Source organism: Janthinobacterium sp. GW821-FHT03C08, assembly GCF_059420905.1.
In genome coordinates this window covers 164,097-184,984 of sequence record NZ_JBWKUP010000013.1, presented here as the reverse complement: position 1 = coordinate 184,984, position 20,888 = coordinate 164,097, and the positions used below count along the sequence as shown (strand labels likewise).

Annotated in this window: 16 protein-coding genes; 8 read left to right on the top strand and 8 right to left on the bottom strand. The window is 64.1% G+C overall.

Going from position 1 to position 20,888, the window contains the following annotated elements:
- Positions 1 to 111 precede the first annotated feature (111 nt).
- From trxB to AC07VL_RS20105, 3 genes are all read left to right on the top strand, one after another.
- Positions 112 to 1,065, top strand: a complete 954-nt coding sequence (gene trxB, locus AC07VL_RS20115) for a thioredoxin-disulfide reductase (RefSeq protein WP_034786153.1) — start codon at positions 112 to 114, stop codon at positions 1,063 to 1,065.
- A gap of 7 nt (positions 1,066 to 1,072) precedes the next feature.
- Positions 1,073 to 1,747 carry a Smr/MutS family protein gene (locus AC07VL_RS20110; protein ID WP_494807390.1) on the top strand — a complete coding sequence of 225 codons (675 nt, stop codon included), beginning with the start codon at positions 1,073 to 1,075 and terminating at the stop codon, positions 1,745 to 1,747.
- 135 nt (positions 1,748 to 1,882) lie between these two features.
- A complete protein-coding gene (locus tag AC07VL_RS20105; RefSeq protein ID WP_494807389.1) occupies positions 1,883 to 2,512 on the top strand; it encodes a trimeric intracellular cation channel family protein in 630 nt (209 codons plus the stop codon).
- Positions 2,513 to 2,537: 25 nt separating this feature from the next.
- On the opposite strand, the gene AC07VL_RS20100 is transcribed toward AC07VL_RS20105, so the two are convergent.
- Complete coding sequence (locus tag AC07VL_RS20100) at positions 2,538 to 2,876, bottom strand: P-II family nitrogen regulator (RefSeq protein ID WP_034758685.1); 339 nt, start codon at positions 2,874 to 2,876, stop codon at positions 2,538 to 2,540.
- Positions 2,877 to 2,917: 41 nt separating this feature from the next.
- Positions 2,918 to 4,534, bottom strand: coding sequence for an NAD+ synthase (locus AC07VL_RS20095; protein WP_494807388.1), 1,617 nt, complete (start codon positions 4,532 to 4,534; stop codon positions 2,918 to 2,920).
- An 87-nt stretch (positions 4,535 to 4,621) separates the two neighbouring features.
- Between AC07VL_RS20095 and AC07VL_RS20090 the strand changes: the two genes are divergently transcribed.
- A complete protein-coding gene (locus tag AC07VL_RS20090; RefSeq protein ID WP_494807416.1) occupies positions 4,622 to 5,779 on the top strand; it encodes a GNAT family N-acetyltransferase in 1,158 nt (385 codons plus the stop codon).
- Between the two features lie 55 nt (positions 5,780 to 5,834).
- Here AC07VL_RS20090 and AC07VL_RS20085 read toward each other — a convergent pair whose 3' ends face one another.
- Together AC07VL_RS20085 and ppa are read right to left on the bottom strand one after the other, a co-directional pair.
- Positions 5,835 to 6,416, bottom strand: coding sequence for an HdeD family acid-resistance protein (locus AC07VL_RS20085; RefSeq protein ID WP_494807387.1), 582 nt, complete (start codon positions 6,414 to 6,416; stop codon positions 5,835 to 5,837).
- Between the two features lie 197 nt (positions 6,417 to 6,613).
- The gene (gene ppa, locus AC07VL_RS20080; protein ID WP_071324543.1) at positions 6,614 to 7,162 is read right to left on the bottom strand and encodes an inorganic diphosphatase; all 549 of its coding nucleotides are present in this window, start codon (positions 7,160 to 7,162) and stop codon (positions 6,614 to 6,616) included.
- 635 nt (positions 7,163 to 7,797) lie between these two features.
- Here ppa and AC07VL_RS20075 point away from each other — a divergent pair.
- Complete coding sequence (locus AC07VL_RS20075) at positions 7,798 to 10,236, top strand: membrane-bound PQQ-dependent dehydrogenase, glucose/quinate/shikimate family (protein ID WP_494807386.1); 2,439 nt, start codon at positions 7,798 to 7,800, stop codon at positions 10,234 to 10,236.
- 260 nt (positions 10,237 to 10,496) lie between these two features.
- Here AC07VL_RS20075 and AC07VL_RS20070 read toward each other — a convergent pair whose 3' ends face one another.
- From AC07VL_RS20070 to hemC, 4 genes are read right to left on the bottom strand one after another with little or no spacing between them, the layout of a single operon-like run.
- Positions 10,497 to 11,693 (bottom strand): heme biosynthesis protein HemY, encoded by a 1,197-nt coding sequence (locus AC07VL_RS20070; RefSeq protein WP_494807385.1) that lies wholly within the window; start codon positions 11,691 to 11,693, stop codon positions 10,497 to 10,499.
- Positions 11,694 to 11,697: 4 nt separating this feature from the next.
- Entirely contained in the window at positions 11,698 to 12,858 is a 1,161-nt protein-coding gene (locus AC07VL_RS20065; RefSeq protein WP_494807384.1) for a uroporphyrinogen-III C-methyltransferase, read from the bottom strand.
- A complete protein-coding gene (locus AC07VL_RS20060; RefSeq protein WP_494807383.1) occupies positions 12,855 to 13,637 on the bottom strand; it encodes a uroporphyrinogen-III synthase in 783 nt (260 codons plus the stop codon). The genes AC07VL_RS20065 and AC07VL_RS20060 overlap by 4 nt, the downstream gene beginning before the upstream one ends.
- Positions 13,630 to 14,610: a hydroxymethylbilane synthase gene (gene hemC / locus AC07VL_RS20055; protein ID WP_494807415.1), complete on the bottom strand. Its 981-nt coding sequence runs from the start codon at positions 14,608 to 14,610 to the stop codon at positions 13,630 to 13,632. Before hemC ends, AC07VL_RS20060 begins: the two co-directional genes overlap by 8 nt.
- Before the next feature lie 255 nt (positions 14,611 to 14,865).
- Here hemC and ppc point away from each other — a divergent pair, with 255 nt between their 5' ends.
- From ppc to AC07VL_RS20040, 3 genes are all read left to right on the top strand, one after another.
- Positions 14,866 to 17,715: a phosphoenolpyruvate carboxylase gene (gene ppc, locus AC07VL_RS20050; protein WP_494807382.1), complete on the top strand. Its 2,850-nt coding sequence runs from the start codon at positions 14,866 to 14,868 to the stop codon at positions 17,713 to 17,715.
- A 167-nt stretch (positions 17,716 to 17,882) separates the two neighbouring features.
- Positions 17,883 to 19,676: a PAS domain-containing sensor histidine kinase gene (locus tag AC07VL_RS20045; protein ID WP_494807381.1), complete on the top strand. Its 1,794-nt coding sequence runs from the start codon at positions 17,883 to 17,885 to the stop codon at positions 19,674 to 19,676.
- Between the two features lie 55 nt (positions 19,677 to 19,731).
- Positions 19,732 to 20,883: an HAF repeat-containing protein gene (locus AC07VL_RS20040; protein WP_494807380.1), complete on the top strand. Its 1,152-nt coding sequence runs from the start codon at positions 19,732 to 19,734 to the stop codon at positions 20,881 to 20,883.
- Positions 20,884 to 20,888 lie beyond the last annotated feature (5 nt).

Below are 20,888 nucleotides of genomic sequence, written 5' to 3'. Positions count from 1 at the left end.
GCACTGGCGGCTTGGTCTATAATCCGGGATTGCTTGCGCAAGCGCAATACGCCCTTGTTCTTCGCGCGTATGCCCCCAATTCGGATAGACCACACTCATAGAGAAGCTCCCATGACTACTACCAAACACGCCCGCGTCTTGATTCTCGGTTCCGGCCCCGCCGGCTATAGCGCCGCCGTCTACGCCGCGCGCGCCAACCTGAACCCGATGCTGGTGACCGGCGTGGAGCAAGGCGGCCAGCTGATGACCACCACGGACGTGGAAAACTGGCCCGGCGACCCCATGGGCGTGCAAGGCCCGGACCTGATGCAGCGCTTGCTGCAACACGCCGAGCGTTTCAATACGGAAATCGTGTTTGACCACATCCACACCACTTTCCTGAATGAAAAGCCGATCCGCCTGAAGGGCGACAGCCACGAATACACGTGCGACACCCTGATCATCGCCACGGGCGCGTCCGCACAATACCTGGGCCTGCCATCGGAAGCGGAATTCATGGGCAAGGGCGTGTCCGCCTGCGCTACCTGCGATGGTTTCTTCTACCGCAACCAGGAAGTGGCCGTCGTCGGCGGCGGCAACACGGCCGTCGAGGAAGCGCTGTACCTGTCGAACATCGCCAATAAAGTCACCTTGATCCACCGCCGCGACAAGTTCCGCGCGGAAGCGATTCTGATCGACCGCCTGAACGCCAAGGTTGCCGAAGGCAAGATCGTGTTGAAATATAACCACACCCTGGACGAAGTGACGGGCAACGAAGGCGGCGTGACGGGCCTGAACATCAAGTCGACCATCGACGGCAAGGTCGAGGCATTGAGCGTGCACGGCGTGTTCATCGCCATCGGCCACAAGCCGAACACGGGCATCTTCGAAGGCCAGCTGGAGATGCACAACGGCTACATCAAGACCAAGACGGGCCTGGAAGGCATGGCCACGGCCACCAGCGCGCCGGGCGTGTTTGCGGCTGGCGACGTGCAGGACCATATCTACCGCCAGGCCATCACCAGCGCCGGTACGGGTTGCATGGCAGCACTGGACGCCCAGCGCTACCTGGAAGGCCAGGAGTAATCGCCGCATGGCGTCGATGAAAGACTTCGCCGACCTGAAAGCGGTCAGCAAGCAGCTCAAGGAGCAGGCGGACGCGCGCGCGCAAGCCGAGGCCGAGCGCGCCAGGCAAGCCAAGGTGCAGGCCGTGGAGAGCAACCTCTTCAAGGCCAGCATCGGCGGCGTCAAGCGCCTGCCCGAGTCGGACCGCTACGTGCCCAGCCTGCCGAAGGCGGGCGCCATGGCGGCCGCACAGCCGGCGCGCAAGCTGACGCCGGAAGAGGACGATGCGGCCGTGCTGCGCGAGTCGCTGTCGGACTTGTTCGAAGTCGACCATTACCTGGAAAACGATCCCGCCCTGAACTACGCGCGTCCCGGCGTGGGGCCGGACGTGGTGAAGAAGATGCGCAAGGGCCACTGGCCCGTGCAGGATGAGCTGGACTTGCACGGCTTGCGCCGCGACGAGGCCCGCGACGGCATCGGCGCCTTCCTGAACCAGGCCACGCGGCGCAAGCTGCGCTGCGTGCGCGTGATCCACGGCAAGGGTTTCGGCTCGAAGGGCCAGGAACCGGTGCTCAAATCCATGGTGCACAGCTGGCTCGTGCAAAAGGATGAAGTCATCGCCTTTTGCCAGGCGCGCCGCTCGGAAGGGGGCGATGGCGCGCTGGTGGTATTGCTTTCTTCCGCGCTGCAGCCCATCCGCTAGCCCTAGCAGCAAGAAATTACAATTCAGTAACAAGTTACACCCCGCACACGGCCCCGTTTGTCACCATTCGGGGCCGTGTCATGTTAACCTGTGACAATTATTTCCTGCTTAGCGTCTCGTGCACGCGCTCCACCCATGATGCCACCCCAACTGCCGCCTGGCTCGCTGATTAAGATCATTGAGATCATCGCCATCCTGGTGGGCGCGTTTTCCGGTTTCATCGAGGCACGCCGCAAGCGCATGGACCTGGTCGGCGTGTTTGTCGTGGCCTTCATCACGGCCTTCGGCGGGGGCACCTTGCGCGATATCCTGCTCGACAAACGGCCTTTGTTCTGGGTTTCGCACCAGGAATACGCGATCCTGATCTTCGTGCTGGCCCTGACGGCCGCGCCCCTGATCCAGCATTTGCGCCAGATCGTCTCGGAACGCCTGATCGTCATCGCCGACGCCATCGGCCTGGGCATGTTCGCCATCGCCGGCGTGGCCGAAGCCATGCGCGCCGGCATGCCGATCTTTATCGCCTCGATGATGGGGGTAATTACGGGGATTTTCGGCGGCGTGATGCGCGACATCGTGTGCAACGAAGTGCCGATGGTGTTTCGCGACGGCAAACCCTACGCCATCTGCGCCTTCTTCGGCTGCTGGGCTTATCTATTGCAGATGCACTTCGGCGCCGAGCACGACTTCGCGCTGTGGACCAGCGCCAGCGGCATCACGATAATGCGCCTGATCTGCTGGAAATTCGACATGCGGCTGGGGCGCTGAAAGTCAGCGACCCAAGCCGGAACAGTTACACCGCGTCGGGGCCCGTCTCGCCGGTACGGATGCGGATGACCTGCTCCACGTCGCGCACGAAGATCTTGCCATCGCCGATCTTGCCCGTGCGGGCCGCCTTGATGATGGCGTCGACCACCAGTTCCGACACGCTGTCGTCCACCACCACTTCGACTTTGACTTTCGGCAAGAAGTCGACCACGTACTCGGCGCCACGGTACAGCTCGGTATGGCCCTTCTGGCGGCCAAAGCCCTTCACTTCCGTCACGGTCAAGCCCGTCACGTTCACGTCGGCCAGGGCCTCGCGTACTTCGTCGAGCTTGAATGGTTTGATGATGGCGGTAATCTGTTTCATGGCTACTCCTTAAAATTGTTGGATTGTGGACAGATGGCTGCTTATTCGTAGAACTTCGACGTAATGGGATAACGCCAGTCGCGGCCAAAGCCACGGTGCGTGACGCGGATGCCCACCGGCGACTGGCGCCGCTTGTATTCATTGATCTTGATCAGGCGCGTGACCCGGGCCACATCGGCCGGCGGGTAGCCAGCCTCAATAATGTCGGCGATCGGCCGGTTTTCTTCCATGTACAACTGCATGATGCCGTCGAGCACCTCATACGGCGGCAAGGAATCCTGGTCCAGCTGGTCGGCGCGCAGTTCGGCCGACGGTCCGCGCGTCAAAATACGCTCGGGTATCACGTCCGACACCCCGTTGCGGTACGCGCACAGGCGGTACACGAGGGTCTTGGCGATATCCTTGATCACGGCAAAGCCGCCCGCCATGTCGCCGTACAGGGTGCAATAACCGACGGCCATCTCGCTCTTGTTGCCCGTCGTCAAGACGATGCTGCCATGCTTGTTCGACAGGGCCATCAGCAAGGTGCCGCGGATGCGCGCCTGGATATTCTCTTCCGTCGCGTCTTCCGCCAGTCCCGCGAACTCGTCCGCCAGGGTGGCGCGGAAGGCGTCGAAAGTTTGCTTGATCGGAATTTCATCGTAGCGCACATTGAGGCGTTTTACCATGTCGCGCGAATCGATCCACGAGATATCGGCCGTAAATTGCGACGGCATCATGACGGCGCGCACCCTGTCGGCGCCCAGCGCATCGACGGCAATGGCCAGGGTCAGGGCGGAATCGACGCCGCCCGACATGCCGATCAGAACGCCAGGGAAGCCGTTCTTGCCTATGTAGTCGCGCACGCCCAGCACCAGCGCCTGGTACACCTGCGCTTCCGTCGTCAGCGGCGTCGCCAGCGGCTGCGGCACGGGCGTGGCGCCGTCGAACGCGACGAGCTGCAAGTCTTCCTCGAAATGGCGCAGCTGGGCGCAGATGGTGCCGGCCGCGTCCATGACAAACGAGTCGCCGTCGAAAATCAGTTCATCCTGGCCGCCGACGAGGTTGGCGTAGACGAGGGCCATGCCTTGCGCGCTGACGTTGCGGCGCATGGTGTCATAGCGCAGGTGCTGCTTGTTCATGTGATACGGCGAGCCGTTCGGCACCAGCAGCACTTGCGCGCCGGCTGCGCGGGCGCGCATGGGGGCGTGCTCGAACCACGTGTCTTCGCAGATATTGATACCGAAACGCACGCCCTTCACGCCAAAGACGAAGGCCTGGTCCGACGAGGTGAAGTAGCGCTTTTCATCGAAAACAGTCGTGTTCGGCAAGTCGTGCTTGCGGTAGGTGCCCAGCACTTCGCCGTTCAGCAGCACGGAGGCGGCATTGTGGCGCACGCCCTTTTCATCCTGCAGGGGCAGGCCCACCACCACGTGCATATCCTTGAACTGGGCCAGGTCGGCAGCCAGCCCGGCAAACGCCTCCTGGGTTTTTGCGTAGAATGCATTGCGCAGCAACAGGTCCTCGGGTGGATAGCCGACCAGCGACAGTTCCGGCGTGAGCACGATATCGGCGCCCGCTTCAAAGGCGCGGCGGGAAAGGTCGAGGATCTTGGCACGGTTGCCGGCCAGATCGCCGACCGTACTATTCATTTGAGCAATTGCGACTTTGACTGTCATGATGATGGAAATTTCGTTTTATTAAACAAGACAGGGGCGCGCAGGCCGATGTTGGCGCCCCGAGAGTGATGAATGCACACTACAACAATGAATTATCGCACGGCTATCGTCACTACCCTGGCGGAAATTGGCGAAGCGGCCTGGTCGGACCTGCTGGCGCGCCAGCAGGACGCCAAGGCGGAGGCCAATCCCTTCCTGTCCTACGCCTTTCTGCACGCGCTGCACGAATCGGGCTGCGCCAGCGCGGACACGGGCTGGCAGCCGAACTACCTCGTGCTGTGGCAAGGCGAGGTGCTGGCCGCCGCCCTGCCCCTGTACCTGAAACAGCATTCCTACGGCGAGTACGTGTTCGACTGGGCCTGGGCAGATGCCTATCAACAACATGGCCTGGAATATTACCCGAAACTGCTGTCGGCCATACCGTTTACGCCCGTCAGCGGCACGCGCCTGCTGGCCCGCGATGGCGAGGCGCGCGCCGCCCTGCTGGCCTTTTTGCAAACGCAGCAGCAGGCCAGCGCAGTGTCGTCCTGCCACATCCTGTTCCCACCGGAAAGTGAAGCGCGCCAGCTGGCGCAAGCGGGCTATTTGATGCGTAGTGGCGTGCAGTTTCACTGGCTCAATCCCGGCTACACGGATTTCGAGCAATTCCTCGCCACCCTGGAACACAGGAAGCGCAAGAATATCCGCGCCGAGCGGCGCAAGGTGCGCGAAGCGGGCGTGACCATGCGCCAGGTGCGCGGCCTGGACGCCACGGACGCGGACTGGAAACTGTTCCACCGCTGCTACAGCAATACCTATGCGGAACACCGCTCCTCGCCCTACCTGTCGCTGGACTTCTTCCGCCGCATCGGTGCCAGCATGCCGCAGAACATTTTATTGGTGATCGCCGAGCGCGACGGCCGGGACATCGCCGCCTCGCTCGTCATCCATACCGGCGACACCCTGTATGGCCGCTACTGGGGCGCGCTGGAACACGTGCCCTGCCTGCATTTCGAGACGGCGTATTACCAGCCGCTGGAGTTTTGCATCGCCAACGGCATCTCCACCTTCGAGGGCGGCGCACAGGGCGAGCACAAGATGGCGCGGGGCTTCCTGCCGCAAAAGACGTGGTCCGCCCACTGGCTGGCCCACCCCGCCTTTGCCGACGCCGTGCAGCGCTTCCTCGAGCGCGAACGGGGCGGCATCGATGCCTATCTGGACGAATTGAACGAGCACAGCCCGTTTCGCGCCGCCCTGGCGCCCTGAAGACAAAAGCGCTCCCGGCCGGCTGGCGGGGAGCGCTCGCGGCCACGCAGAGGGATCAGGCGGCCGAACGGCCGGAATGGCCACCGAAGGCGCCGTCCTTCTTCAGCTTGTAGGCGCGCCATGCCAGGGTCAGCAGCAAGATGCCCGTCAGCAGGGCATATACGCCGATCATCCACACGAGGGCGAAGGTGCCGGCGGCGGGGAAGACGAGGATCAAAATGCCGAAGACGATGGAGATGACGGCATTGAGCACCAGCAGCCATTCGCCCCGGATGGCCTTGCGCAGGCGGATCGCCAGCACGATGTCGAACACGCCCGAGATCAGGGCATTGACGCCGATCATGACGATCAGGGCAAACGTCGTCAGCAGCGGATAGATGATGGTCAGGATGCCCACGGCCAGGCCGCAGATGCCCAGCAGCAGCAAGGCCCACCAGTCGCCGCCATGCTTGCGGTTGCTGAACGCGCCGACGACGGAGACGCCGCCGCCCAGCAGCGCGTAGGCGGCAAACACCATCAGCAGGGACAGCACCGTCACCCCCGGCAACGCCAGGGTGATCACGCCAAAGGCGATCGCCGCCAGACCCCGCAAGGCCAGCACCCACCACGAGCGCATCAACAAGTGCTCAGTATACATATCACCTCCCGTTCAAAAGCATTCCGAAGTTGACTTTTCGATAATATTTCAGGCGTGTGCATGCCGTCCTATCCACCGGAAAGAGTTATGTTGTGGCAATAAAAAAGCGCACCCGGCCATCATAGCAGGGTGCGCTTTTTACTCGCACACGACAGACTACCGGCGGCTGGCCGCCGGCTCCGCGGGGTATCGCTTGCTCAGGAAGCTGCCTTCTCGGCATCTGCCTTGTAGGCGGCGACGCCGCCCAGGATTTCTTCCTTGGCCACTTCAGGGCCATACCAGCCGTCGATCTTGACCCATTTGCCCTTTTCCAGGTCCTTGTAGTGCTCGAAGAAATGCTGGATCTGGCGCAGGCGCAGTTCGTTCAAGTCTTCCGGCTTTTGCCAGTGGCTGTAGATCGACAGGACCTTGTCGACTGGCACGGCCAGCACTTTCGCGTCTTCGCCCGACTCGTCGGTCATTTTCAGCACGCCGATAGGACGGCAGCGCACGACCACGCCTGGAATCAGGGGGAATGGGGTGATGACGAGCACGTCGACCGGGTCGCCGTCCGGCGACAGGGTGTTCGGCACGTAGCCGTAGTTGCATGGGTAGTGCATGGCGGTACCCATGAAGCGATCGACGAAGATCGCGCCGCTTTCCTTGTCGACTTCGTACTTGATCGGATCGGCGTTCATCGGGATTTCGATGACGACGTTGAAATCGTTCGGCAGGTCGCGGCCGGAAGAGACGTTATTCAAACTCATGGGGTTCCTCATTAGCGGATGGTGTTTTAACCGCGCAATTATAGCGAAGTACAGGCCGCTTGTGCGATGCAGCAGCGGCCCGCCGGCGTTTTGCGCGTCCAGCCAGCAACAGTGGCGTGCATGGCCCGCAGGCACGCGCAAGCTGCCGTCGAGAGAATAAACAGACCACCGAACATAATAAGTAGAAACACTTAAGTATTACTACCGTCACCCCGGAGTTAATACCTTAAATATCTGCATATTTTCATTTCAATATCACCACTCCATGAATGTGGTTATTAAAACCGGTATTGCATTTTTTACAGCCACTTATAACAACAGTTTGATTGTCATTCATCCCGAATTACATCGGGATTATGACGCGAGCATTTCAACATGCCCCGTTCGCACCCTCCAGGCGCCCTTCCAGCCCCGCACTTCCCTCATCCAGCATAATATTTGTTCTTATTTGAAGGATTGATTTGATTCAAATGACGGCCTCGCCAAAAAATGGCACAAACAGAAGACAATCATCAATTCTGATAAACTATAACATTCTGGTGATTCCAAACTTTGTATATTCTGCAATCGACGCCTTCCCTGAATTCAATATGGCGCTTTCAACGCGCCACCGATAAATCCTTGCAAAAAGGAATATGATGACTCCCTCCTTCCGGCCCGGGCCTTTATTAAAGGTCACCGGCGTTATTTTCATTCTGTTTGGCCTCGCCCTGCTGGGCGGCGGCATCTGGCTGGCCACGCTCGGCGGCTCCTGGTACTACCTGCTGGCCGGCATCGGCATGCTCGTTGCCGGCGTGCTGGTGTTCCAGGGCAAGCGCAGCGCGCAGCCTTTCCTCGCCTTCCTGCTGATCGCCACCCTGATCTGGTCCGTCATCGAAGTGAAATTTGACTGGTGGCAACTACTGCCGCGCCTCGATATCTGGTTTGCCGCCGCCGTCTGGCTGCTGCTGCCCTTCGTCAGCCGCCGCCTGGCGCCACCCGCCGCCGCGAAACAGGGGCAAGCGGGCAAGACGGCCCTGTCCGCCGCCGTGGCCCTGACCGTCATCGCCGGCGTCATCGCCCTGTTCCAGGACTACCATGACCTGCATGGCGACGTGCCGGCCGACAGCATGGCCGCCACGGCCAGCGGCGACCTGGCGCCCGGCGTCGAGCACAACGACTGGTCCGCGTATGGCCGTTCCGGCTATGGCGACCACTATGCGCCGGCCGCGCAGATCACCCCGGCCAATATCTCCGGCCTGAAAGAAGCCTGGACCTACCACACGGGCGACTTCAAGGGCTTGACCGATCCGGGCGAGATCGCCAACGAAGTCACGCCGCTGAAGGTCAATGACATGCTGTACCTGTGCACGCCGCACAATATCGTCATCGCCCTGAACCCCGACACGGGCAAGGAAATCTGGCGCCACGATCCGAAGATCAACCGCGACGCGGCCAGCTACCAGCACATGATCTGCCGTGGCGTGGCGTATTGGGACGTCAACGCGGGCCGCGCCAAGAACAATCCTGCGCCCGAAGCGGCCGGCATGGAATGCCCGCGCCGCATCCTGGCGCCCACCATGGATGGCACCATGATCGCCGTCAATGCCGATACGGGCGAGTCGTGCAAGAGCTTTGGCAACAACGGCGTCGTCAACCTGTATAAAAACATGGCCATGATCAAGCGCGGCTTCCTGATGCCCACCTCGCCGCCGGCCGTGGCGCAAAACGTGGCCGTGATTGCCGCCAGCGTGACGGACAACCATTCGACGGAAGAGCCATCGGGCGTGATCCGCGGCTACGATCCCGTCACCGGCAAGCTGCTGTGGAACTGGGACCCGGCCACGCCGGAAGATACGGCGCCTTTCCCTGAAGGCAAGAACTACGTCAACAACTCGCCCAACTCGTGGGGCGTGGCCAGCATCGATGAAAAGCTGGGCATGGTCTACATTCCGATGGGCAATGAAACCCCCGATACCTGGGGCGGCAACCGCAACAAGAATGGCGAGAAATTCAACAGCGCCATCGTCGCGCTGGACCTGGCGACGGGCAAGGTACGCTGGGTCTACCAGACCGTGCACCACGATATCTGGGACATGGATATCGGCGGCCAGCCTAGCTTGGTCGACATCGACACGCCGAAGGGCAAGGTGCCATCGGTCGTCGCCACGACGAAACGGGGCGATATCTACGTGATCGACCGCCGCGATGGCAGCCTGGTGGTGCCGGCGCCGGAAAAACCCGTGCCAACGAGCAATCCTGCCGCCGGCGACACCCTGTCGCCCACGCAGCCGTTCTCGGCCCTGACTTTCTTGCCTGAACGCAATATCAGCGAAGCGGACATGTGGGGCACGACGCCGTTCGACCAGCTCGCTTGCCGCATCATCTTCAAGGAACGCCGCTATGAAGGCCCGTTCACGCCGCAAACGGCCGGCAAGGGCGCCGTCATCTCGCCGGGCCCGCTGGGCATCTTCGAATGGGGCGGCGCGGCCATCGACCCCGTGCGCCAGTTGCTGATCGTCAACCCTGACTACATGGGCTTCCTGGAAAAACTCGTGCCGCGCGCCGAAACGACGGCCAAGGGCGGCACGGGCGGCGAAATGGGCTTGCAGCCGCAGACGGGCGTCCCATTCGCCGTGGAAATCAAGGCATTCCTGTCGCCGCTGGGCTTCCCGTGCCAGGCACCGCCGTGGGGCTATGTGGCCGCCGTCGACCTGCGCACCATGAAGAAAGTGTGGATGCACAAGAACGGCACCACGCGCGACAGCGGTCCCGTGCCGATCCCCTTGCCGCTGGGCGTGCCCAGCCTGGGCGGCATGGTCACCACCGGCGGCGGCGTGACCTTCCTCAGCAGCACGCTCGACTACTACATCCGCGGCTACGATGTCAGCAACGGTAAAGTCATCTGGAAAGCCCGTTTGCCAGCCGGCGGCCAGGCCACCCCGATGAGCTATGTGTCGAACAAGTCGGGACGCCAGTTCGTCGTCGTCATGGCCGGCGGCCACGGTTCGCTGGGCACGAAGATGGGTGACACCCTGGTGGCGTATGCCTTGCCGGAAGGAACGGCCAGCAAGAAAGCCGAGCCGAAGAAGTAAGCCAGGCACGACATCCCTGCCAGGCGGCCCGGTCGAATCATCGACCGGGCCGTTTTTACGTGGACGTCAGGCCGCATGCCTGCGGACGGCACGGTGCGCGGCCAACAGTCGGCGGGGGCATGCGCCAGGATGCGCTGCATGCCGTTCGCCCCGGGCGCTGCTGCTCCTGCCGCAGTCCGGCCCGGTCCGATGCAAGGCAGCGCACAAAAAAAAGCCGTTCAGTCTGCACTGAACGGCTTTTTTGCGTCTGGAGAAACAGATTACAGGATGGTGGCCAGCGCACACTGCCGGTAATGCGCGGCGGCCTGCTCCGTTTGCTGCAAGGCATCGTGCATCTGCGCCAGCTTCAGGTGGGCATCGCGCACCATCTGCGGCTCGTTCGCGTCCGACAGGGCCTGCTCCAGGTGGCGCTGCGCCTTGCCCCACAGTTTTTGCTTGAGGCACAGGGAACCGAGGGTCAGGGCCAGCTCCGCGTCCAGCGGACGCTGTTTCAGCCACTGCTCGCAATGCTCGATCTGCAGCAGCAAGGCGGGCGTGCCGGCCGGCGCCGCCGCTTCGCGGTAGGCGCGCACGACGCGCTCGTCCCAGTCGGCGGCCAGCGATTCTTCGCACACGAGGCGCGCTTCGTCGTGCAGGCCGCGCGCGTTCAGGGCCGTGGCGGCGCGACAGGCGATGTAGGGCTTGACCCGGTCGCTGCTTGGCACGGTGGACCAGACGCGCATCAAGGACTCGGCGTCATGCGTGGGATCGGACAGCAAATGGTCGTAGGCCAGTTCGCGCAGGCGCGACGACAGGGCCGGATGCAGGGCGCGGTGCTTGTCGAGCGAGCGCACGAGGCGCAGCACTTCCGGCCAGTTCTTCGCCTGCTGCTCGGCCTTCAGCGACCATTGCAGGGCGTGGATGTGGCGCGTGCCGCTGGCGTTCAATTCGCGCACGGCCGCCAGGGCCGCTTCCGGCTGGTGGTCGTCGACGAGCAATTCCGTCACCGTCATCAGGCGCGCCGTCTTCAGGCTCGCATCGCCCTCGACTCTGGCCAGCCAGCTGTCGCGGCGCTCGGACTGGCGCATGCGGTGGGCGGCGCGCGCGCCGATCAGCGCGGCCAGGCCGGCGTTTTCTTCCAGCTCGGCGGCGCGCAGGGCGGCCTTCTCGGCATGGCCGAAACGGCCTTCGAACAGGGCTTTCAAGGCTTCACGCAAGCCCTTGTTGCCATCGCGCTCACGCTTGCGCTGGCGGTAGGCTGCCACCTGCGCCGGCATGCGCACGGTGGCGCGCACGGCGCGCAGCAGGAAATACAGCAGCGCGAACAGCACGACCTGCAGCAGCAGGAACAGATTGAGCGACAGGTCGATGCGGTACGGCGGATAGAACAGCACCACGTTGCCGGGGTTGAAACGGGCCGTCACGGCGATACCGATCGCCGCGGCCATCAGGGCGAGTAACCAGAGAAATAGACGCATGGGCTCAGGACTTCGCTTTGTAGTTGCGCACAGCCGTCAGGCTGTCGGACAAGGTGGGCATTTCGATGGCCAGGTTGCTGGCCTGCACCTGGCGCAGCAGGGCTTGCGCCGTCTGCGTGCTGCGGGCGCGCGTATCGAAATACTTGGCCAGCGCATCCTGGGCGGCGATCAAGTCGTTGCGGAAAGCCGTTTCATTGCGCGACAACAAGGCCATGCGGGCATTGAGCAGGCGCAGCTTGACGTTTTCACGCAAGAAATACGACTGGGTCGGCGACAGCATCAGCGCTTCCGGCGTATCGACTCTGCGGATGCGGATCAGCTGGCGCACGTCGTTCCACATGTCGCCGCTCCACGTGTTCCAGCCGTCGCGCACGGTCTGCAGCAGCGGTTCGGGAGCCGGCGGACCGACCAGCTTGCCGGCGGCATCGCGCACGGGCTTGGCTCCGGCCTTGGCCTTGCCCGGCTTTTCCGGCGCGGCCGGCAAGGCCGGCGTTTCGTCGGACAGCATGGGCAAGGCGTCGATCTGGGCGATCACGGCGTCCAGGCGCAGGGCCACGCCCGTCGAATCGACGCTGGGCAAGGCCTTGAGTTTTTCCATGTCGCGGCCGATGGCGCGGCGGATGGTGATGAATTGCGGCTTGTCCGAGCGCGACAGGCTGCGGTCGGCGTTTTGCAGGGCGATCAGCGCACCTGGCACGTTGCCGGCCAGCTGCAGCTGCTGGCTGGCCGTCGACAGCACCTGCTCGATTTCCGTCAGCGCCCACTCGTCGCGGTTCTTCGACAGGTCGTTGTAGAGTTGTTCGAGCGCAAGCTGCTGGCTCTGGGTTTCGCTCTGGCGGTTTTCCAGCGCGCCCACCTTGATTTGCAGCTCTTTCGTGCCTTCTTGCACGTTGCGCGCCAGCACGCCCGTTTCGGCATTGCTGACGTCGCCCTTTTGCAGGCGCTTGGCGACTTCTTCGCGCAAATTACGGATCTGCTTGCTGGTCGACCAGCTTTGCGCAGCCAGCAGCACGGCCAGCACGATGACGGCGATACTCATGGGCTTTTGCAGCTGCTCGAGCAGGGTCGGCGCGCGGCCAGCGGGTTGGTCGGCCGCCTGCGGCGCCGTCTTCACGGCGCTGCCAGGCGTTGCATTCGGTTCGGAGAGTGTAGGCATTTCGTTCATGGTCGTGATTGTAACGCGGCGAGCACTCCTGCGTCGCCTGATCCTGTCAAGGTGACCCGGGCAAACCCCAGGGCGGCCGCCGTTTGTGCAATGCGGGCGTGCGGCACGATCAGATGCTGTTGTTGCATTTTTGCAACAGCCGTCTTGTCATCGCCCATTTCGCCCAGCAGCGCCAGCAAACCGCGCAGCGCTTCCGAGCTGGTGATGATCCAGTCGTTATTATGCTGCAACAACTGTTCCAGGGTCGCCCGCAAGGCCGGCGTCAAGGCCGGCACCTGGCGGCGGTAGGCGGTGACGAACTCGACATTAGCGCCCGCCCCGCGCAAGCCGTCGGCCAGGAAATCGCGTCCACCGTCGCCGCGCACGATCAGCACGCGCCTGCCGCGCAGGGCCGGCAAGTCCAGCGCAAGCAATAAATGTTCGGAGTCGCTGCGCGCCGTATCGAGCGGGCTCGTGATGCTGGCATTGGCATCCGTGACGCCGTGCGCGGCCAGCGCCATCCGGCTGCCCTCGCCCACCACGGCCAGCGGCACGCCGGCCGGCCACGCCTCAAGGTGCGCAAAGACGCAGTCGATGGCGTTCGGCGAGACGAACACCACCAGCGCATAGTCGCGCAGGCGCGCCAGCACGGCTTGCAGCCGCGCGCATTCAGCTTCGCCATCGAGGGCGTGGATTTCCAGCAGCGGCAGCAGCTGCACGGGCAAGCCCAGCGCCGCGATGTTGGCGGCCAGCGGCCCCGCTTGCGCCGCGGGCCGCGTGATCACCACGGTGTCAGGCATGCGGCGCGAGGCCTTCATGATTGTCGGGAGTGACGGCGCACGAGGCGAGGATGCCGGCCGCGTCCTGGGCGCGCAGCAGCTCGGCCACCTGTTCGCCCAGCAGTTCCGGCGCGCTGGCCGGGCCTTCGAGCTCGGCGCTGGCCATGCGCGCGCCGTCCGGCGTGGCGACCATGGCGCGCAGGCGCATGGTGTCGCCGTCGATGGTGGCGTAGGCGGCCAAGGGAATCTGGCAGCTGCCGCCAAAGATGCGCGATACCTTGCGCTCGGCCAGCGACACTTGCGTCGCCTCGACATCGTTCAGGGGCGCCAGCAGGCGCTGCAGGTCGACGCCATCGGCGCGCTCACCCATGATTTCAATGGCCAGCGTGCCCTGGCCCGCCGCTGGCAGGCTCAGTTCCGGCGCCAGCAGCGCGCGGATGCGCGCCTCGAGACCCAGGCGTTTCAGGCCGGCGGCCGCGAGGATGATGGCGGCATAGTCGCCACGGTCCAGCTTGCCCAGGCGCGTATCGAGATTGCCGCGCAGGGGCAAAATGGTCAGGTGCGGGTAGCGGGCGGCGATCAGGGCCTGGCGGCGCAGGCTGCTGGTGCCCACCACGGCGCCATGCGGCAGTTCGTCCAGGCTGGCATAGTCGTTCGACACAAACGCATCGCGCGGATCTTCGCGCTCCATGATGGCGGCCAGGGTATACCCTTCCGGCAAGTCCATCGGCAAATCCTTGAGACAATGGACGGCCAGGTCGGCACGGCCATCCTCCATCGCCACTTCCAGTTCCTTGACGAACAAGCCCTTGCCGCCTACCTTGGACAGGGCGCGGTCGAGGATCTGGTCGCCGCGTGTGGTCATGCCGAGAATTTCGACGCTACACTGTGGATATAATGCGGCCAGGCGCGCACGCACATGCTCAGCTTGCCACATGGCAAGACGGCTCTCGCGCGAGGCGATCACCAGCCGGGAAGGAATATTCGGGGTCAATTCGGATGCTTTCAAAACAGGGTTCTTTCGCGGTCGTTGTCGTTTATCGTAGCCATTTCGCGGGACGTGATACCGATATGTATCGAAAATGTGCCCGCCGTCGCTATAATCGTTATCCCTTTGCCTATACGGCCAAGTCAGGCTAGCGTCCATGTTCAAGACCACAAATTTTATCATGCGCCCCCTCCCCCCTGCGGCCAAACGCCCGGTGCGATCTTCATTCCCTTGCTTTTCCACTTACTTTGGTTCTTTATTATGCTCAATGACGCAGTAGCACCAGAAATAGTCACACCGGCCGGCGCCGACAAGGATGCGCCGCTGAAAGAAGATATCCGCCTGCTGGGCCGCCTGCTGGGCGACGTGCTGCGCGAACAGGAAGGCGACGCCGTCTTCAACGTGGTGGAAACCATCCGCCAGACGTCCGTGCGCTTCCGCCGCGAAGCGGACGCGGGGGCCGCGCTGGAACTGGACGCCATGCTCAAGGAACTGAGCCGCGAACAGACGATCTCCGTCGTGCGCGCCTTTTCCTACTTCTCGCACCTGGCCAACATCGCCGAGGACCAGCACCACATCCGCCGCCGCCGCGCCCACCTGCTGGCCGGCTCGCCGGCGCAGAAGGGCAGCGTCAGCTTCGCGCTGAAGAAGCTGCGCGCCGCCGGCGTGCCGCGCGCCACCGTCGACACCTTCTTCCAGGATGCGCTGATCGCTCCCGTGCTGACGGCCCACCCGACGGAAGTGCAGCGCAAGAGCATCCTCGACGCGGAACATGACATCGCCCGCCTGCTGGCCGAGCGCGACCTGCCGCTGACGCCAAAGGAACGGCACGCCAACATGCAGCTGCTGCGCTCGCGCGTATCGACGCTGTGGCAGACGCGCATGCTGCGCTACTCGAAGCTGACGGTGGCCGACGAAATCGAGAACGCCCTGTCCTACTACCGCATCACCTTCCTGCGCGAACTGCCGGGCCTGTACGACGACATCGAGGACGATATCGCCGCCGAATACCCGAACGGCGACGGCACCATCGAACCGATCAACGCCGCCTACGTGCAGATGGGCAGCTGGATCGGCGGCGACCGCGACGGCAACCCGAACGTCAACGCGGGCACCATGCAGCACGCGCTGGCGCGCCACGCCACCACCATCCTCGATTTCTACCTCGACGAAGTGCATGCGCTGGGCGCGGAACTGTCCGTCTCGACCCTGATGGTGGGCGTGAGCGCGGAACTGCAGGCGCTGGCCGACCAGTCGCCGGACGCCTCGCCGCACCGCAGCGACGAACCGTACCGCCGCGCCCTGATCGGCATCTATGCGCGCCTGGCCGCCACGGCGCGCGCCCTGGGCGCCACCAACATCCTGCGCAAGGAAGTGGGCGCGGCCGCCGCCTATGCGGACGCTTCCGCCTTCGTGGCCGACCTGCGCACCATCGTCGCCTCGCTGGAAGCCCATCACGGCGCGGCCCTCGTGCGCCCCCGCCTGGCCACCCTGGCGCGCGCGGCCGACATCTTCGGCTTCCACCTGGCGTCGCTGGACATGCGCCAGACGTCCGACGTGCACGAGCGCGTGCTGGCCGACCTGTTCGCCCGCAGCGGCGTGGCCGCCGATTACGCTGGCCTGTCCGAGGCGGACAAGGAAGCGCTGCTGCTGGGCGAACTGGCGCAGCCGCGCTTGCTGTACTCGCCCTACATCAGCTACGCCACGGAAACGGATTCCGAACTGGCAATCCTGCGCGCGGCGCGCGACATCCGCCAGCGCTACGGCGCGCGGGCCATCCGCAACTACATCATCTCGCACACGGAAACCGTATCCGACCTGCTCGAAGTGCTGCTGCTGCAAAAGGAAACGGGCTTGCTGCGCACCGACTGGAAGGCGGGCGGCGACGGCGACAGCACGTGCGAGCTGATGGTCATCCCCCTGTTCGAGACCATTCCCGACCTGCAGCGCGCGGCCGGCATCATGAGCCGGCTGATGGCCTTGCCTTTGGTCAAACAATTGATCGCCAAGCAGGGACAGCTGCAGGAAGTCATGCTCGGCTATTCCGATTCGAACAAGGATGGCGGCTTCCTCACGTCGAACTGGGAACTGTACAAGGCGGAACTGGCGCTCGTGGCCGACTTCCGGAAGGCCGGCGTCAAGCTGCGCCTGTTCCACGGCCGCGGCGGCACGGTGGGCCGGGGCGGCGGCCCCAGCTACGAAGCCATCCTGGCCCAGCCGCCGGGCACCGTCAACGGCCAGATCCGCCTGACGGAACAAGGCGAAATCATCGCCTCGAAGTTTTCCAATGCGGAAATCGGCCGGCGCAACCTGGAACTGCTCGTCGCCGCCACCCTGGAAGCGAGCCTGGCGCCGCAGGAAGCCAATCCGGCCCGCAACGGCCAGCTGGCGCAGTTCGAAGCCGTGATGGCGCAGCTGTCGGACCTGGCCTATCACGCCTACCGCCACCTCGTGTATGAAACGCCCGGCTTTACGGAATATTTCTTCTCGGCCACGCCCATCGCGGAAATCGCCGAGCTGAACCTCGGTTCGCGTCCCGCCTCGCGCAAGGCCAACCAGCGCATCGAGGACTTGCGCGCCATTCCCTGGGGTTTTTCCTGGGGCCAGTGCCGCTTGCTGCTGCCGGGCTGGTTCGGCTTCGGCAGCGCCATCGAAGCGTGGATCAATGATGGCGAGCAAGCATCAAAGGATGACAGGATCGCCACCCTGCGCGCCATGTACGCCGAGTGGCCGTTCTTCGCCACCCTGCTGTCGAACATGGACATGGTGCTGGCCAAGACGGACCTGGCGATCGCCTCGCGCTATGCGGAACTGGTGGCCGACCAGGACTTGCGCGAACGCATCTACAAGCGCATCACGGACGAACACGGCAACACCCTGCGCTGCCTGGAGCTGATCACCGGCAATACGGAGCGCCTGGCGGGCAACCCGCTGCTGGCCCGCTCGATCCAGAACCGCTTCGCCTATCTCGACCCGCTGAACCACTTGCAGGTGGAATTGATCAAGCGCAACCGCGCCCTGTCGGCGGAAAGCAAGATCGATGAAAGGGTGCACCGCGGCATCCAGCTGTCGATCAACGGCGTCGCGGCCGGCCTGCGCAACACGGGCTGACGTCAGTGGGAGGCAGGGGCCGGCACCGCAAGGGCCGGCCCTTTTTGCTTTCCTAATGGAAAAATATTCTCAAGAAAGCAACATTTGGCATTACACTAGCGTCGGATACCTTCCCCACTCCGGCGCCACGCGCACCGCAGCGGCCAACCATGACGCCAGGGGCGCGGATGAGCAAATGGTCGATTGAAACCTTGAGTGCGGCATGCGCGGCCCTCGTCCTGGTCATGCTGGGCTGGCTGGCGGGCGTGGCCTGGCAGGAGCTCGACTTCTGGGAGCATGTCTGGCTGTCGCTGCTGCTGGCGACTTCCGCCGGCACGGCCATGTGGCTGATGCGCAAGCTGCGGGCCCACCTCGCCAGCACGCGCAAGCTGCTCGATGCCAGCACCATGCGCTACCGCGACCTGAGCGAGACGGCGCAGGACGGCATGTGGCAGACGGATGCCCAAGGCACGATATTGCACGTCAACCAGCGCCTGTGCGACATGCTGGGCATGCCGGCGAAAGATCTGCTGGGCCACAAGATGAGAGAATTCCACGATGAGGCGACCATACGGCGCCTGTGTCCGCTGATGCGCGCGCAGGAACACAGCTGCATGGGTGAACTGCAGTACTGGCACAGCGACGGCACGGAGCGCTGGGCCATGATCAGCGGACGCTGCCTGTACGACCAGCAGGGCAGCCTGACGGGCGCCCTCGTGCTGGCCAGCGACCTCACCGAACAGAAACGGGCCGAGCACGCCTTGAGCGTCGCCCATGCGGAACTGGAAAGCCGCGTGGCCCTGCGCACGGCCCAGCTGCAGGACGTGAATGCCCGCCTGTCCGCCGAGGTCGCCATGCGCGCGCAGACGGAAGCGGCGCTGGCGCGCAGCGAGGAGCGGCTGCAGGACATCATCTCCATGATGCCCCTGTCGCTATTCCTGAAGGATGCCGAATCGCGCGTCGTGCTGATGAACCAGGCGTGCGAGCAGCAATGGGGCGTGCGCCACCAGGACATCGCCGAAGGGCGCGACCTGCAGCACTTTCCCCAGGACCAGAACGCCGGTTTCCAGGCGGCGGACCGGCAAGCCTTTGCCACCCGCCAGGTGGTGATCCGCGAGGAACTCATATGGAATGCCCAGCTGCAGGAAAACCGCCTCGTGCAGACGCACAAGAAACCCGTCTTCGACGCCGATGGCCGGCCGCAGATGATCATCGCCATGGCCATCGACATCACGGACAGCAAGCGCAACGAGGAAAACCTGCAGCGCTCGCTGGCCCAGCTGCGCGAGCTGTCCGACCACCAGCAAACCATCAAGGAAGAGGAACGGCGGCGCATCGCGCTCGACATCCACGATGACCTGGGACAAAGCCTGATGGTGCTGCGCATCGACGTGTCGCTGCTGCACGCGCGCACGGCCGCCGCGCACCCGCGCCTGCACCGCCATGCGCAGCGCGTGCTCGACACCATCGACGCCACCATCCGCTCCGTGCGCAGCATCATCAACGACTTGCACCCGAGCACCCTGGAACTGGGCCTGGTGCCGGCGGCCGAATGGCTGATACGCCAGATGGAAGGCCGCGGCGCCATCCGCTACCGCCTGCACATCGCCAGCGACGCGCCCGACCTGGGCCTGGACCAGCGCCAGACGTCGGCCATCTTCCGCGTGCTGCAGGAATCGCTGTCGAACATCGTGCGCCACGCCCAGGCCAGCGAAGTGGACGTGGCGCTGGCGCAGGATGCGCAAGCCGTCGTGCTGCGCATCAGCGACAACGGCATCGGCATGCAGCCTGGCGACCACGGCAAGCAGGCCGCCTTCGGCCTGAAAAGCATCCGCGAGCGCGTGCACGCGCTGGGCGGCGAGCTGCGCATCGACAGCCAGGCGGGCCAGGGCACGGCGCTGGCGATCCGCCTGCCGCAGGCACCCTCCGGTCACAGCCAGGGCATGAACGCTGAGAAGTTAGCAAAAACAGTAGCAAATTAGGTATGCATCGACGGCACAAGGACGTATAGTGAGGTTTTTCTTTAAGGAAACTACCATGCCGCCACGGTTCTCCTGCTTTCCCGCCACGCCGCTGCCACGCCTGGCCCTGCTGCTGTTGCTGTCCATGACGCCCCCTGCCGGCGCCAGCATCTATGCCGAACATGGCTTCGGCGAGAAAGGCGGCGATGGCAGCATCGCGTCCGACCTGAACCCGGCGGGCCTGGTGGCCGGCATCATCACGGAAGAGGAAGGCCGGCGCCGCGCCGTGGTCTACCAGCACGGCCGCATCCGCGAGCTGGGCACCCTGGGTGGCCATGAAGGTTTCACCAAGGCCATCAATACCCATGGCGTGGTGGTCGGTTCCGCGCAGACGGCCAGCGGCGCCTGGCATGCCTTCCGCTATGAAGAGGCGGGCGGCATGCGCGACCTGGGCACCCTGGGCGGCACCAGCAGCTATGCCACGGCCATCACGCGCGACGGCACGATCGCCGGCTATGCCGATACGAGCGGCGGCGATTTCCACGCCTTCGTCACGAAAGCCGATCACAGCCTGCAAGACCTGGGCACCCTGGGCGGCGCCAGCAGCTATGCCAGCGGCCTGAACACGCATGGCGTGGTGGTGGGCACGGCGCAGCGCAGCGACGGCTTCCGCCGCGCCTTCGTCTACCGCCCCGGCGAGGGCATGCAGGAAATCGGCACCCTGCCCGGCGGGCGCATCAGCTCGGCCACCGCCATCAATGATGCGGGCCTGGTCGTGGGCGCGTCGGAAACGGAAAAACGCCGCTGGCATGCGTTCGCCTGGGACGGCAAGCGCATGCTCGACCTGGGCGCCATGATCGGCCAGGGCGACAGCTACGCCACGGCCGTCAACGCGGCCGGCCACGTCGTCGGCAGCGTCAAGATCAATGGCTATGAGCCGATGACCTTTGTCTACAAGGAAGGCGTGATGACGGTGCGCCGCCGCGACGACGGCCTGTACCTGACCAACAAGATCACGGATGCGGGCCTGGTGGTGGGCGCCGTCTACACGGGACATAAATTCCAGGCTTTTGCCGTCTCGTCGCGCGCGGCGCCGCCGCCACAGCGCGGCAACCCGCTGGACTGGCTGGTCATCACCTTCGTCATCGGCGCCAGCGGCGTGGTGCTGTACAAGCTGCAGCGCAACTACCGCATGGGTCTGCTGGGGGCGCGCACGCGATTCATGTAGACCAC

Coding starts and splice junctions, on each gene's coding strand:
- trxB (WP_034786153.1), top strand. CDS start 112: ATGACTACTACCAAACACGCCCGCGTCTTGATTCTCGGTTCCGGCCCC.
- AC07VL_RS20110 (WP_494807390.1), top strand. CDS start 1,073: ATGGCGTCGATGAAAGACTTCGCCGACCTGAAAGCGGTCAGCAAGCAG.
- AC07VL_RS20105 (WP_494807389.1), top strand. CDS start 1,883: ATGATGCCACCCCAACTGCCGCCTGGCTCGCTGATTAAGATCATTGAG.
- AC07VL_RS20100 (WP_034758685.1), bottom strand. CDS start 2,876: ATGAAACAGATTACCGCCATCATCAAACCATTCAAGCTCGACGAAGTA.
- AC07VL_RS20095 (WP_494807388.1), bottom strand. CDS start 4,534: ATGACAGTCAAAGTCGCAATTGCTCAAATGAATAGTACGGTCGGCGAT.
- AC07VL_RS20090 (WP_494807416.1), top strand. CDS start 4,622: ATGAATTATCGCACGGCTATCGTCACTACCCTGGCGGAAATTGGCGAA.
- AC07VL_RS20085 (WP_494807387.1), bottom strand. CDS start 6,416: ATGTATACTGAGCACTTGTTGATGCGCTCGTGGTGGGTGCTGGCCTTG.
- ppa (WP_071324543.1), bottom strand. CDS start 7,162: ATGAGTTTGAATAACGTCTCTTCCGGCCGCGACCTGCCGAACGATTTC.
- AC07VL_RS20075 (WP_494807386.1), top strand. CDS start 7,798: ATGATGACTCCCTCCTTCCGGCCCGGGCCTTTATTAAAGGTCACCGGC.
- AC07VL_RS20070 (WP_494807385.1), bottom strand. CDS start 11,693: ATGCGTCTATTTCTCTGGTTACTCGCCCTGATGGCCGCGGCGATCGGT.
- AC07VL_RS20065 (WP_494807384.1), bottom strand. CDS start 12,858: ATGAACGAAATGCCTACACTCTCCGAACCGAATGCAACGCCTGGCAGC.
- AC07VL_RS20060 (WP_494807383.1), bottom strand. CDS start 13,637: ATGCCTGACACCGTGGTGATCACGCGGCCCGCGGCGCAAGCGGGGCCG.
- ppc (WP_494807382.1), top strand. CDS start 14,866: ATGCTCAATGACGCAGTAGCACCAGAAATAGTCACACCGGCCGGCGCC.
- AC07VL_RS20045 (WP_494807381.1), top strand. CDS start 17,883: ATGAGCAAATGGTCGATTGAAACCTTGAGTGCGGCATGCGCGGCCCTC.
- AC07VL_RS20040 (WP_494807380.1), top strand. CDS start 19,732: ATGCCGCCACGGTTCTCCTGCTTTCCCGCCACGCCGCTGCCACGCCTG.